Origin of the sequence: Rhizobium rosettiformans W3 (assembly GCF_004912135.1) — a bacterium.
Classification (GTDB): Bacteria; Pseudomonadota; Alphaproteobacteria; order Rhizobiales; family Rhizobiaceae; genus Allorhizobium; species Allorhizobium rosettiformans.
The window spans coordinates 235,191-249,118 of sequence record NZ_STGU01000003.1; the positions used below are offsets into that span (position 1 = coordinate 235,191).

11 protein-coding genes are annotated in these 13,928 nt (G+C 61.4%); 10 read left to right on the forward strand and 1 reads right to left on the reverse strand.

All coding sequences use genetic code 11. The features are described from left to right. Positions 1–15 precede the first annotated feature (15 nt). The 9 genes from FAA86_RS07215 (at position 16) to FAA86_RS07255 (ending at position 11,039) form a co-directional block, all read left to right on the forward strand. On the forward strand, positions 16–924 hold the full coding sequence (locus FAA86_RS07215) for a carbohydrate ABC transporter permease (RefSeq protein ID WP_136539362.1): 909 nt from the start codon (positions 16–18) through the stop codon (positions 922–924). Continuing rightward, complete coding sequence (locus tag FAA86_RS07220) at positions 924–1,775, forward strand: carbohydrate ABC transporter permease (RefSeq protein WP_136539364.1); 852 nt, start codon at positions 924–926, stop codon at positions 1,773–1,775. The genes FAA86_RS07215 and FAA86_RS07220 overlap by 1 nt, the downstream gene beginning before the upstream one ends. Beyond that, a complete protein-coding gene (locus FAA86_RS07225; protein WP_136539366.1) occupies positions 1,772–3,877 on the forward strand; it encodes an alpha-galactosidase in 2,106 nt (701 codons plus the stop codon). Before FAA86_RS07220 ends, FAA86_RS07225 begins: the two co-directional genes overlap by 4 nt. After that, complete coding sequence (locus FAA86_RS07230; RefSeq protein WP_136539368.1) at positions 3,870–4,961, forward strand: ABC transporter ATP-binding protein; 1,092 nt, start codon at positions 3,870–3,872, stop codon at positions 4,959–4,961. The genes FAA86_RS07225 and FAA86_RS07230 overlap by 8 nt, the downstream gene beginning before the upstream one ends. Beyond that, positions 4,961–6,892, forward strand: a complete 1,932-nt coding sequence (locus FAA86_RS07235; RefSeq protein ID WP_136539370.1) for a beta-galactosidase — start codon at positions 4,961–4,963, stop codon at positions 6,890–6,892. The genes FAA86_RS07230 and FAA86_RS07235 overlap by 1 nt, the downstream gene beginning before the upstream one ends. A 119-nt stretch (positions 6,893–7,011) precedes the next feature. After that, positions 7,012–7,869 carry an SDR family oxidoreductase gene (locus FAA86_RS07240; RefSeq protein ID WP_136539372.1) on the forward strand — a complete coding sequence of 286 codons (858 nt, stop codon included), beginning with the start codon at positions 7,012–7,014 and terminating at the stop codon, positions 7,867–7,869. Between the two features lie 46 nt (positions 7,870–7,915). Continuing rightward, positions 7,916–8,722 carry an alkaline phosphatase family protein gene (locus tag FAA86_RS07245; RefSeq protein ID WP_136539374.1) on the forward strand — a complete coding sequence of 269 codons (807 nt, stop codon included), beginning with the start codon at positions 7,916–7,918 and terminating at the stop codon, positions 8,720–8,722. Between the two features lie 68 nt (positions 8,723–8,790). Then, positions 8,791–9,507, forward strand: a complete 717-nt coding sequence (locus FAA86_RS07250; RefSeq protein ID WP_136539375.1) for an SDR family oxidoreductase — start codon at positions 8,791–8,793, stop codon at positions 9,505–9,507. Continuing rightward, complete coding sequence (locus FAA86_RS07255) at positions 9,501–11,039, forward strand: cryptochrome/photolyase family protein (RefSeq protein WP_136539377.1); 1,539 nt, start codon at positions 9,501–9,503, stop codon at positions 11,037–11,039. Before FAA86_RS07250 ends, FAA86_RS07255 begins: the two co-directional genes overlap by 7 nt. Before the next feature lie 12 nt (positions 11,040–11,051). On the opposite strand, the gene FAA86_RS07260 is transcribed toward FAA86_RS07255, so the two are convergent. Continuing rightward, positions 11,052–12,797 carry a glucan ABC transporter ATP-binding protein/ permease gene (locus FAA86_RS07260; RefSeq protein WP_136539379.1) on the reverse strand — a complete coding sequence of 582 codons (1,746 nt, stop codon included), beginning with the start codon at positions 12,795–12,797 and terminating at the stop codon, positions 11,052–11,054. Between the two features lie 280 nt (positions 12,798–13,077). Between FAA86_RS07260 and FAA86_RS07265 the strand changes: the two genes are divergently transcribed. Continuing rightward, positions 13,078–13,815, forward strand: coding sequence for a LuxR family transcriptional regulator (locus FAA86_RS07265; protein ID WP_136539382.1), 738 nt, complete (start codon positions 13,078–13,080; stop codon positions 13,813–13,815). Positions 13,816–13,928: the final 113 nt, after the last annotated feature.

Genomic DNA, 13,928 nt, shown 5'->3' on the forward strand with positions numbered 1-13,928 from the left:
TTCAGAGGTGCCGCCATGAGCAACACCGTTCCTTCGTCGTCCGGTTTCTGGAAGCGAAACCAGCAGACGCTTGCGCCTTTCCTGTTCCTGGCGCCCGGCATGCTGATGTTCCTGATCTACGTGCTCGTGCCGATCTTCGAGTCGATCTGGATCAGCTTTCACGACTGGGACGGTCTCGGCGCCATGACCTGGATCGGCTTCGGCAATTATGCCGAGCTCATTGACGACGATGCCTTCTACACGTCGCTTTCCAACAACGTCATCTGGCTGGTGCTCTATCTGCTGTCGATCCCGGCGGGTCTCGCTGTCGCCCTCTTCCTCAACCAGACCGTCGCAGGGATCCGGCTCTACAAATCCCTGTTCTTCTTCCCCTTCGTGATCAGCCAGGTCGTTGTGGGTCTGATGTTCACCTGGTTCTATGCGCCGGATTTCGGCCTGTTCGCCAAGCTCACGGAGATGCTGTTCGGCGAGCAGATCGCCGTGCTGGCCGAGGAACGCTACGTCACCTACGGCATTATCGTTGCGGGTCTCTGGCCGCAGACGGCCTATTGCATGATCCTCTATCTGACGGGTCTCAACAACATCAATCCGGAGCAGGTCGAAGCCGCGCGCATGGATGGCGCCAAGGGTTTGAAGCTGCTCTGGTATGTGATCCTGCCGCAGTTGGCACCCGCCACCTTCATCGCCATGGTCGTGACCGTCATCGGCTCGCTGCGCTCCTTCGACCTCGTATCCATCATGACCGCCGGCGGGCCCTACGGCTCCAGCCAGGTGCTCTCCTACTTCATGTATGAGCAGGCGCTCTCGGAATACGGGTTCCGCATGGGCTACGGCGCATCGATCGCTGTCGTGCTGTTCCTCATCATGATGGTCTTCATCTCGCTCTTCATCGTCCGCATGCTCGCCCAGGAAAGGAACGCCTGATGTTCCCCACTCCGATCCAGAAGGCCTCGCCCTTTGCGCAGACGGCCTACAAGATCCTGCTGCCGGTTGCGCTCTTCCTCTGGCTGCTGCCGCTGATCGGCGTTGCGATCACGTCGGTTCGCCCGGCAGGCGACCTCGCCGCCGGCAATTACTTCGGGATCCCGTCAGGCTTTGCCGGCTTCGAGAACTATTCGGCGGTCTTCAACAACTCGCCGATCGGCTACTACATCCTGAACTCGTTCAAGGTGACAATCCCGACCGTCATCGGCGCGGTGGCGCTCTCCTGCCTCACGGGCTTTGCGCTCGCGGTCTACAAGTTCAAGGGCAATCTCGTCCTGTTCTTCATGTTCGTCGCCGGCAATTTTATCCCGTTCCAGATCCTGATGGTACCGGTCCGCGACATGACGCTGAGGGCCGGTCTCTACGACACGACGATGGGTCTCGTGCTCTTCCATGTCGCCTTCCAGACCGGCTTCTGCACGCTGTTCATGCGCAATTTCATCAAGGGCCTGCCCTTTGCACTGATCGAATCGGCCCGCGTCGAAGGCGTGTCGGAATGGCGGATCTTCCGCTACATCGTGCTGCCCTTGATGCGCCCGGCAATCGCTGCTCTGTCGGTGCTGATCTTCACCTTCGTCTGGAACGACTACTTCTGGGCGACCGTCTTGGTGCAGGGCCAACATGCCATGCCGGTGACTGCTGGCCTCTATTCGCTGAATGGCCAGTGGGTTGCCGCCTGGCATCTCGTTTCCGCCGGTTCGATCGTCGCGGCCCTGCCGCCGGTCGCCATGTTTTTTCTGATGCAGCGTCACTTCATCGCTGGCCTCACACTCGGAGCGACCAAGGGATGAGCACGATTGTCACCATCGATTCTGGACAGCTCGCGCTCAGCCTGCGACTGCCGGAAATTGGAATGCCGGAGATCCTGTCCTTCGGGTCGGAACCTGTCGAAGCCGATCCGCTGTTCGAGATCGAACGGTCGAGTCGCGTCAATGGTATGGACGTCGCCGTACCGTCAGCGGTTCTACTGCCGACAGGCGGCATGGGCTTCTTCGGCTGGCCGGCGATTGCCGGTCACCGAAACGGCCGCGACTTCGTCGCGCAGTTTGGCGACTGGACTGTTGGCCGAGATGGCAACCAAACGGTGTTGACCGGTGTGGATGTGATTGCGGGTCTTTCGCTGGCGATCATGCTGACGGCGCATGCCTCGGGCCTCATCTCCATGGCCACGGTGCTGACCAATACCGGTGCCAGTGATTATCAGCTCGATCGCTGCATGGCCGGCACGTTCCTGGCGCCCGCAGGTGACCTGCAGGTGATGAGCTTCACCGGCATCTGGGGTCGTGAGTTCCAGACGCGGCGCGAGCTTCTCGGCAATGGCACCTGGATCCAGGAAAACCGTCGTGGGCGCACGTCACATGACCGCTTCCCGATGTTGTTCATCGAAAGCGAAACCCAGATCTTCGGCGTGACACTCGGTTTCAGCGGCAACCACCAGATGGTGATCGACCGGACCGACGACGGCCAGCGCGTCGTGCATCTGGGAGAGCTGTTCGAGCCGGGTGAGATCATCCTTGCGCCGGGCGAAAGCTATGAGAGCCCGACGGCCTATGCCGGTGCCGATACGGAAGACTTCCACGCCTTTGTCCGCGAGGAGTTGACCACCTGGCCGGGCGGCAGCATGAGCCCCCGTCCGGTGACGCTCAACACCTGGGAAGGCAATTACTTCGACCATCAGATGGACTCGCTGAAGGCTCAGGCGACGGCGGCCGCAGAGCTCGGGATAGAGCGCTTCGTGCTCGACGATGGCTGGTTCGGCAAGCGCGACGACGACACGACCAGCCTTGGCGACTGGGACATCGACGCACGGAAATACCCTGATGGTCTGAAGCCGCTGGTCGATCACGTGACCGGGCTTGGCATGCAGTTCGGCATCTGGTTCGAGCCCGAGATGGTGAACCCGGTGTCCGAGCTCTACAAGGCGCATCCCGACTGGGCGCTGACCATCGAGGGTCGCCCTATCTTGGAATCACGCACCCAGCTGGTGCTGGATCTGACGCGTCCGGAGGTCTCCGACTATCTCTTCGGCAAGATCGACGCGGTGCTGTCGAACCATGCCGTCTCCTACATCAAGTGGGACATGAACCGCGACCTGACGCATGCGGCCGGTCGCGACGGCAAGGCGAAAACATCAGCCCAGACCCGCGCCGTCTATGCGCTGATGGACCGTGTTCGTGCGGCCCATCCCGATGTCGAAATCGAAAGCTGCGCTTCCGGTGGCGGGCGTATCGACTACGGTGCCTTGAAGCGCACCCATCGCGTCTGGACGTCGGATTGCACCGATGCGCTGGAGCGGCTGGAGATCCAGCGTGGCGCGTCCGTCTTCGTGCCGCCGGAAATTCTCGGCAGCCATATCTCGGCCTCGCCGAACCATCAGACCGGTCGTCGGCACACGCTTGCTTTCCGGGCCTTGGTGGCCATTGCCTATCATCTCGGTGTGGAGCTCAACCCGCTCGAACTGACCGATGCGGAGCGCGACGAGCTCAAGGTCTATATCGAGACCTACAAGCGGCTGCGCGATCTCTTCCATGCGCCGGGCGCCAATTTCCGCATGGAGCCGATCGACGGTCGCTATGTCTGGGGTGCGGCTTCGGACGAGAAGATCGTGGTGATCGTCGCTCAGGGGCCGCAGATGGTGGGCGAACAGCCAGCACCGCTGCGTCTGCCCGAGCACGTGACCCAGTTTGGCGGCCAGTGGCGGATCAAGACCGTGCTGCCGGCAGAACCGCAATTCATCCGTATCTCCGAGGGGCAGAAAGCGCTGCTTTCCGGCGGTGTCAGTTTCGCGCTTTCCAGTGCCGGTCTTGCCGGCCTGCCGCTGCCGATGCTGATGCCCGAAAGCGCACTTCTCCTCGAACTCGAACCGATCAAGGGAGGCAAGACCCATGGCTGACGTGAGCCTGCGTGGCGTCAAGAAACAGTTCGGCGCGCTCAGCGTCATCAAGGGTGTGGATCTCGACGTCAAGGACGGCGAGTTCTGCGTCTTCGTCGGCCCCTCCGGCTGCGGCAAGTCCACGCTTCTGCGCATGATTGCGGGCCTTGAAGACATCACCGCCGGTTCGCTTGCGATCGGTGGCCAGGACATGACCAGCATCGGCCCCTCCGAGCGCGGCGTTGCCATGGTCTTCCAGTCTTACGCGCTTTATCCGCACATGACGGTCGAGGAGAACATCGGCTTCGGTCTGAAGATGACCGGTCAGCCCAAGGCTCTGATTGCGGAGCGCACTGCCGTTGCCGCGAAGATGCTGCAGCTCGAGCCGCTCCTGCAGCGCAAGCCCGGCCAGCTCTCCGGCGGACAGCGCCAGCGTGTCGCGATCGGCCGTGCGATCGTGCGCAATCCGGAAGTCTTCCTGTTCGACGAGCCGCTGTCGAACCTCGATGCCGCGCTGCGCGTCCAGATGCGCACCGAGCTTTCCAAGCTGCATCAGGATCTGAAGGCGACGATGATCTACGTGACCCACGACCAGGTCGAGGCCATGACCATGGCGGATAAAATCGTCGTGCTGTCGGCCGGCAAGATCGAGCAGGTCGGTTCGCCGCTCGAACTCTATCACCGCCCGAACAATCTCTTCGTTGCCGGCTTCATCGGCTCGCCGAAGATGAATTTTCTGAAGGTTCAGGCCACGGCTGCCGACGGTGCTGCCGTGGTGCGCCTGCCCGGGGCGGAGATCTCGATCCCGACGCTTGGCGCGAGCGTTCCGGCCGGCGACCTGACCCTCGGTCTGCGGCCCGAGCATATCGACGCAACCGGCCATGGCGATGTCGTCATCGAAGCGACCGTCAAACTCGCCGAATATCTCGGTTCGGAGACGCTGTTCTTCGTCACGCTTGCCGATGGCTCGGAGCTTGCGGTGAAGGCCGATGGTCTGGCCAGCGAGAAGCCCGGCCAGACGCTGCGCCTCGGCATCAATGCCAAGGCCTGCCATCTGTTCGACAAGGACGGCAAGGCCGTCATCAATGGGGATCTGACACGATAATGCTGGGCGTCTGCTACTATCCGGAACACTGGGACGAAAGCCGGTGGCGAACCGACGCGCGCCGGATGCGCGAACTCGGCATTTCCTTCGTGCGTATCGGCGAATTCGCCTGGTCCCGTTTGGAGCCCTCGCGCGACACCTTCACCTTCGAATGGCTCGACCGGGCGATCAACGTGCTGCATGAAGCGGGCCTGAAGGTCGTGCTCGGCACGCCAACCGCGACCCCGCCCAAGTGGCTGGTGGACGAATGCCCCGATATCATTCCCTATGACGAACAGGGCAGCCCGCGCGGCTTCGGCTCGCGGCGTCACTACACCTTCTCATCGGAAACCTGGTGGAAGGAGAGCGCGCGGATCGTCGAGATCGTCGCCGAACGTTATGGCGAGCATCCCGGCATCGTAGGCTGGCAGACGGACAATGAATATGGCTGTCATGATACCACGCTCTCCTGGGGGCCCGAGGATCTGAAGAGCTTCAAGCGCTGGCTGCGCCTGCGCTACCAATCGACGGACCAGCTGAACGAGGCCTGGGGTTCGGTCTTCTGGTCGATGGAGCTTTCGAGCTTCGACGACGTCGCGCTTCCCAACCTGACGGTGACCGAGCCGAACCCGGCGACCCGTCTCGACTTCTGGCGCTTCCATTCGGATCAGGTCGCGGCCTATGACAAGATGCAGTGCGAGATCATCCGCAAGCATTCGCCTGACCGCTGGGTCACCCATAACTTCATGGGCTTCGTGTCCGACTTCGACCACTTCAAGGTCGGCGACAATCTCGATCTTGCCTCCTGGGACAGCTATCCGATCGGCTTCGTTGAGAAGTTCCCCTTCACCGAAGACGAACGCAATCGCTGGGCCGAGACCTCGCATCCCGATATCGCGCCCTATCACCACGATCTCTACCGTGCCGTCGGCAAGGGTCGCTTCTGGGTGATGGAACAGCAGCCGGGCCCAGTGAACTGGGCGCCGTGGAACCCCGTGCCGAAGCCGGGTATGGTGCGTCTGTGGACCTGGGAGGCGCTCGCGCATGGCGCTGATGTCGTCAGCTATTTCCGCTGGCGCCAGGCACCGTTTGCGCAGGAACAGATGCATGCGGGTCTGAACCTGCCCGGCCTCGACGAGTGGTCGCCGGGCGGCAAGGAAGCCATGCAGGTGTCGGACGAACTGGCCGCCCTTGGCGCACTTCCCGAAACGAGCCAGGCGCCTGTCGCGCTGGTCTTCGACTATCAGAGCTACTGGTCGACGATGATCCAGCCGCAGGGCAAGGATTTCCGCTACGAAGAACTCTGCTTCCGCTGGTACGAGGCGCTTCGCCATCTGGGCCTGAACGTCGATTTCGTCCGTCCGGGCGCGTCGCTCGAGGGTTATCCGCTGGTCGTCGTGCCCTGCATGACGGAAGTCACCGAAGCGGTTCTCGCCGAGCTTGAGAAGGCCAAGGGCGTTGTGGTTATCGGCGCACGCACAGGCTCTCGCGACCGCAATTTCCGCATTCCGGAAAACCTGCCGCCGGGTCCGCTGGGCGCACTCACGGGCAATCGTGTCGTTCAGGTCTCCTCCCTACGTCCGGGTCTCTCGGATGGCGTCTCCGGTGCGGTTACGGGTCATGCGATCCGTTGGCGCGAATATCTGGAGACCTCGGCCTCGGTGCTCGCCACCTTCGACAATGGCGATCCGGCACTGACCGAAAAGGGCAATGTGCTCTATCTCGCCTGCTGGGCCGATGCCGATCTGCTGGCCGAGGTGCTGGAGCTGGCCACCAAGAAGGCAGGCGTTGCGACGCTGCGCGTGCCCGACTTCATCCGTATCCGTCGCCGCGGCAATCTTGTCTTTGCCTTCAACTACGGAACGGAAGACTGGGCGCTGCCTGCCGGTGCCGAGCCGGTGTTGGGCGAGCGCGTGCTGAAACCGCAGGCGGTCGCCGCCTGGCGGGCCTGAAATTAGAAGTTCACTCGGGGCCGGCGTCATGCCGGCCCTTTCCGTTCCGGCCGGATCTGTTCGGAACTCATCCATGGCTCACCGGTTTGACCCTCGAACCCACACGAGGAGACGAACACATGGCCGACTATCCGACACCGCCGTTCTCGCAGGAAAAGGTCCCCATGCCGGGCCGGACTGCCGACATGAATCCGAGGCCTGATCACGGCGAAGACAGCTACAAGGGCTCCGGAAAGCTCGAGGGCCTGAAGGCGATCATCACCGGAGGCGACAGCGGGATCGGCCGTGCTGTGGCGATTGCCTATGCGCGGGAAGGTGCCGATGTCCTGATTTCATATATCGAAGAAGACGAGGACGCGAAGGATACCGCCCAGTGGGTGGAAAAAGCCGGCCGCAAGGCGGTGCTGGTTCGGGGTGACATCCAAAATGCCGATCATTGCCGCGAGATCGTGGAGACGGCGGTCCGCGAATTCGGTGGCGTCGACATCCTGGTCAACAATGCCGCCCACCAGGCATCGTTCGAAGATATCACCGAGATCCCGGATGAAGAGTGGGAACTCACATTCCGCGTCAACATCCATGCGATGTTCTATCTGACCAAGGCTGCTGTGCCGCACATGAAGAATGGCGGGTCGATCATCAACACGGCCTCGATCAATTCGGATAGCCCGAGCCCCAATCTTCTCGCCTATGCGACCACCAAGGGCGCAATCCAGAACTTCACCGCCGGGCTTGCGCAGATGCTGGCGGAGAAAAAGATCCGGGCCAATGCCGTGGCTCCCGGTCCGATCTGGACGCCGCTCATTCCGTCGACCATGCCGGAGGACAAGGTGAAGAACTTCGGCAAGCAGGTGCCTATGCAGCGCCCGGGCCAGCCGGCGGAGTTGCAGACGGCTTATGTGATGCTGGCCGATCCGCTCTCAAGCTACGTTTCCGGAGCGACGATCGCGGTGACCGGCGGCAAGCCGATCATCTGAGGCGCTGTCGCTTGCCTTTCATGGATCGCGTGGCATGGTGCGCGCCATGAACAAAGTGATCCTGATCATTCTCGACGGGCTGCGTTACGACGCGGCCCGTGCCTGTCTCGGCTATATGGAAGGGCTCGTCGCAGCCGGCCGCGCCGAAGTGCGCAAGCTCACCTGCGAACTGCCGGCCATGTCGCGGCCGCTCTACGAAACCTTGCTGACCGGCCGAAAGCCCGTGGATCACGGTGTGGTCAGCAATGGCGTGGTGCGGCGGTCGGTGGGGGACAATCTCTTGGCCCGGGTGCGTGCGCATGGCGGCGTGACGGCTGCGGCCGCCTATCACTGGGTGTCGGAGCTTTATGTCTCCTGCCCGTTTGACCGCCATCGCGACCGCATTCTCGTCGATGGAAGCGGGGACATCACGCATGGTCTCTTCTACTGGGATGACGCCTATCCCGACAGTCATCTGTTTGCCGATGCCGAATGGCTTGTCCGCTCCAAGGCGCCCGATTTTCTGCTGCTCCACCCGATGAATGTCGATGATGCTGGCCACAAGCATGGTGGCGACAGTGTCGGTTACCGCAACGCGGCCCGGACACAGGGCGATCTGCTCGCCCGCCACCTGCCAGGCTGGGTCGAGGCCGGCTACACCGTCATCGTCACCTCGGATCATGGCATGGGTGACGACGGCAATCATGCCGGACCGACGCCTCAGGAGACCGAGGTGCCGTTCTACACGGTCGGCTTCCGGCTGGAGCGAGATCAGCCTCTTGCGCAGACAGAAATTGCCGGGCTCGTCTGCCGACTGATGGACGTCGATTCCGGCTCGATGCCGGCCTTCGACGGAGCCATCGAACGCCTCTGAGACAATCTGCGCCTGATCCGGTCATGCTGTCGTCCGTATTGGAAGACAGAGACCTGCAGGAGATCAAGATGTCCGCCTTTTCCGGAATGACGTCCCTCAACCCCGGCTACCGTGCCCTCGTGCTGGGAGCCAGCGGTGGTATCGGCGGTGCCTTTGCCGCAGCCATCAAGGCGGATCCCGCCTGCGGCAGCGTGACGGAGTTGTCGCGAAGCCGTGACGGGTTCGACATCACGGATGATGCCGCTGTCGGTTCTGCGGCCGCACAGCTGTCCGATGCGGACCTGAAATTCGATCTCATCCTCTGTGCGACGGGCGCGCTCGTCATCAATGGCAATGGCCCAGAAAAGACCATCAAGGCGATCCAGGGCGACGTCATGGCGGCGCAATTCGCGCTCAACGCAATCGGCCCGGCCTTGGCGCTGAAGCATTTCGCACCGCTTCTCTCCAACGACGGCAAGAGCGTGTTTGCGACGCTCTCGGCACGCGTCGGCTCGATCGGTGACAACAAGCTCGGTGGCTGGATTTCCTATCGCTCGGCCAAGGCAGCACTCAACCAGATCACCCGGACCTCGGCAATCGAGATCGCTCGCCTCCGGCCGAAGAGCGTGGTCGTCGCGATGCATCCCGGCACGGTCGATACCGGCTTTTCAGGCGGGTTCTCCAAGGGCCATGACCGGATCCAGCCGGCGGAAAGCGTGGCCATGATGCTCTCGGTGCTGGACCGTCTGGAGCCGGCGCAGACGGGCGGTTTCTTCGCCTATGACGGTCAGCCGATCGAATGGTGAAAGCATCGCGCATCCATCTCGTGCTCGGTGACCAGCTCAGCCATTCGCTGTCTGCGCTTGCCGATGCCGATCCGCAGGACTCGCTCGTGCTGATGGCGGAAGTCATGAGCGAAGCGACCTATGTGAAGCACCACAAGAAGAAGATCGCCTTCCTCTTCTCCGCCATGCGGCACTTTGCCGACGAGTTGCGGGAGAAGGGCTTTCAGGTGCGTTACGTCACGCTGGATGACCCTGAGAATACGCAGAGCCTGAGGGGTGAACTTGCCCGGGCGATGGCCGAGAGCGGAGCCTTCACCATTGTCGCGACCGAATGCGGAGAATGGCGTCTGGCGGAGGAGATGCGGGGCTGGGAGACACATCTCGGCGTACCCGTCGAGATCCGCGAAGATGATCGCTTCCTCTGTTCGATCGAGGAGTTTCGGCAGTGGCGCAAGGGCCGCAAGCAGCTGCGGATGGAGTATTTCTACCGTGACATGCGCAGACGGCATCGGGTTCTGCTGGAGGGCGAGGAGCCTGTCGGGGGCAAGTGGAATTTCGACGCCGAGAACCGCAAGCCGCCTGCCAACGGCCTCAAGGGGCCAAGGCGGATCAGCCATGCCAAGGATGCAATCACAAAATCCGTACTGGCACTCGTTGAGGAACGGTTTGCCGACAATATGGGCTCACTCGACAGCTTCCACTATGCCGTGACTTCGCATCAGGCGGAGATGGAGTTGCAGCAGTTCATCGACGAGATCCTGCCCAATTTCGGCGACTACCAGGACGCGATGGTGAAGGGGGAGCCGTATCTCTATCACTCGCTTATCTCCTCCTACGTCAATGCCGGGTTGCTCTTGCCGATCGATGTCATCCGTGGTGCCGAAGCCGCATGGTTCGAGGGGCTTGCGCCGCTCAATGCGGTCGAGGGTTTCATCCGCCAGATCCTCGGGTGGCGCGAATATGTGCGCGGCATCTACTGGACCGAGATGCCGGGTTATGCGCAACGCAATCATCTTTCGGCCGCACGCCCGCTGCCGCAGATGTACTGGACGGCCAAGACCGACATGGTTTGCATGAAGGGCGCAATCAGTGACACGATCGAGCATGCCTATTCGCATCACATCCAGCGTCTGATGGTGACCGGCAATTTCGCCATGTTGGCCGGGATCGATCCGGCAGAGGTCTGCGAGTGGTATCTGGCGGTGTATTCCGACGCCTATGAATGGGTGGAGCTGCCGAACACGCTCGGCATGGCACTTTATGGCGATGGCGGGCTCATGGCGAGCAAGCCCTATGCGGCGAGCGGAAAATACATCGACCGGATGAGCAATTTCTGCGGTGGCTGCCGCTATGATCCCAAGCTCACGACGGGGCCTCGCGCCTGTCCGTTCAATGCGCTCTATTGGGATTTTCTCGATCGCAACACCGAAAAGCTTGCCCGCAATCCCCGTCTTTCAAACATATATGCGACCTGGCGGCGCATGGACCCCTTCAAGCAGGACGCCATCCGCAAGCATGCGGCCCAGGTGCTCGACACTCTCAACGCGCTCTGAGCGACCCGGGGGTTAAATCGCCGGGCTCGGCTCTTCCTTAAGGAGGCCGCTGGTGCGCAGCAGCGAGCTGAAGCGGCCGCCGAGCGCGCTCAGCTGGTCGTAATTGCCCATCTCGATGATCCGGCCGTGATCGAGGAACACAACGAGATCGGCCTCACGGATGGTGGAGAGGCGGTGCGCGATGATGAAGGTCGTGCGGTTCTGGCGCAGCCGGTCGATCGCCTGCTTTACCCGGGCTTCGGTCTCCACATCGAGCGCGCTGGTCGCCTCGTCGAGAACGAGGATCGGCGCGTTCTTCAGGATGGCGCGGGCAATCGCGATGCGCTGGCGCTCGCCTCCGGAGAGGCGGTTGCCGCGTTCGCCGACATGGGTGTCGTAGCCGATCATCCGGCTTTCGATGAAGTCGGTTGCGGCGGCGGCTTCGGCAGCCTGGATGATTTCCTCTTCCGTCGCTTCCTCGCGACCAAGGCGGATATTGTCCTTGATCGAGCGGTTCAGAAGACCGGCATCCTGGAAGACGGTCGCGATGGCGTGGCGCAGCGATTTGCGCGTCACCTTGGCGATGTCCTGCCCATCGATCAGGATCTGGCCGGATTGCGGATCGTAGACCCGTTGCAGCAGGTTGATGAGGGTCGTCTTGCCGGCGCCCGTCGGGCCGACGATCGCAACCGTCTGGCCTGCGCGCACATGGAAGGAGATGTCGCGCACGCCCTGGGTCGTCGAGGCAAAGTCGAAGCAGACATCGCGGAATTCGACATCACCCTTGACCGGCTTCAGATCGGCGGCGCCTGCGCGCTCTTCCCGCTCCTGGACGGCGTCTTCCAGCTTGTAGAAGTCCTCGAGCTTCGAGCGCGCCTCGAAGATCTGGTTGACGAAGGTGATCATCTGATCGAGGCGGGCGATCAGCAGGCCGGCAAAGCCGGTGAAGGCGATGATGTCGCCGACCTTGAGTTCACCGCGCTGGACGAGCAGCGTGCCGATGACAAGGATCACCAGCATCGACAGGGTCGACGCAATGCGGTTCAGCGCGCCTGCGAGAGCCCACCAGTCAAGAACCGGATACTGTGCCGACAGCAGCTTGGTCGTGTATTCCTTGAGGGCACGAGTTTCGAGCTCGATACGGTTGTAGCTGTGCAGGACGGAAACGTTGCTGATCGAGTCGCTCACATGGGAAAAGACCGTGTGATAGTGGCTCTCGACGGAGGCCTGGCCTTCCTTGGTGCGGTTCATCACCGTCTTGCCGATGATGACATAGAGCACGGCCAGGACGATCAGGACGGAGGTCAGGCGCACATCCATCGAGAAGGCGGTCGGGATCAGCAATGCGAGCGCCACGGCCGTTGCCAGATGGGTGCGCATGAATTCGAGCCAGAGACCGAAGAGCGTTTCACCGGCGCGCAGCAACGTGTGCAGCGCATTCGACGTGCCGCGCTGATGGTGCCAGCTAAGCGGCATGGAGATGATCTTGGCGAAGGAATCGGTGAGCAGATCGGCGCGTCGACCATGGGCAAGCCTGTCCGCCTGCCTCGCGACGAGAACATAGGCGACCGTGTTGAAGACGCCGAAACAGCCCCAGGCGATCAGGATTGTGGTTGCGTCGCGCTTTTCCGAAATGGCGTCGATGATGCGGCCAAAGAGGATCGGCTCGAGAATCGTGATGACGGCGAGAACGACGTTGGCGATGACGACCAGGGACACCTTCAGCCTGTAGCGGGCAAGGTAGGTCAGAGCCTTGAAATAGACCTGGAGCAGAGACAAGTCGCGTTACCTTCGTTCGTTCACCGTGCCAGCCGGGGCAGGATAATCTGCTGGTGGTCTGTCGGTCGCTGGATGCCTAATACCACAGCCATTGCTCCGCAAGATGGGAGTGCATCCTCCACCTGAAGAGAGGTTCCGGCATGCCAGACTCGACCGTCCTGCTTTAAGCTTCCCATAACGCAATTTGACGATAAATGTTCATATTGCTCCGGGTGGTTGAAAAAACCGCTGCTCGTGGCTTTTTAATGGTATTTTAGCCGCGCATTTTGGAGAGACTTTTGTGAACATCAATCAATTGCTGCATTTTTTGGTCATTGTCGATGAGTGCCGCTCGGCGGCGGAGGTCGTCAAAGAGCTGGAAAAACTCATCCGTTCCTATGGTTTTGAGTATTATGGCGTGGTCCGGCAGCCCAAGCCGGATGAGAATCCGATGGAGCTTGTCTTGACCGGTGAGTGGCCCGAAGGGTGGCCGCAGCTCTATATTGCCAAGAAATACGTGCTGATCGATCCGACGATCCGCTATCTTGGTCAGGCGCAGGCAGGCTTCCGCTGGCGTGATGCGCTTCATGCCTTTCGTGCCGATCCGCACCGCAAGCGCATGGAGCGGATGCTGGGTGACAGCATGCGGTTCGGTCTGCTCGACGGCTATATCTTCCCGGTCCATGGGCGGACCGGCTTGCTCGGCAACATGACGGTGGGCGGGCGCCCGGTCGATCTTTCGCCAACCGAAATCGCGCTCTTCGATGCGGTGGCCAAGAAGGCCTATTGGCGTCTCGTCGAGTTCAAGGATGCGGATGCCGGCGAAGCCGTCAAGCCGATCGACACGCGCATGACGCGGCGCGAGATGGAAGTGTTGAATTACCTGGCCGACGGGCTGACTTCCAACGAGATCAGCAAGATCCTGAAGATCTCCAACCACACCGTTGACTGGTACATGAATGGTATTCAGGACAAACTGAATGCGAAGAACCGGCAACATGTCGTTGCCATGTCGTTCCGTCTCGGGCTGGTAACCTGAGGCGGGGCGGAATCTTCTCCGCGTCCGCCAAGGCAAATTGAACTTCCTAAAACAACACGCTATGACTTTTCTTCGCAGGTGCACAATGCCCTGGCATATCGTTTTGGGGAGAT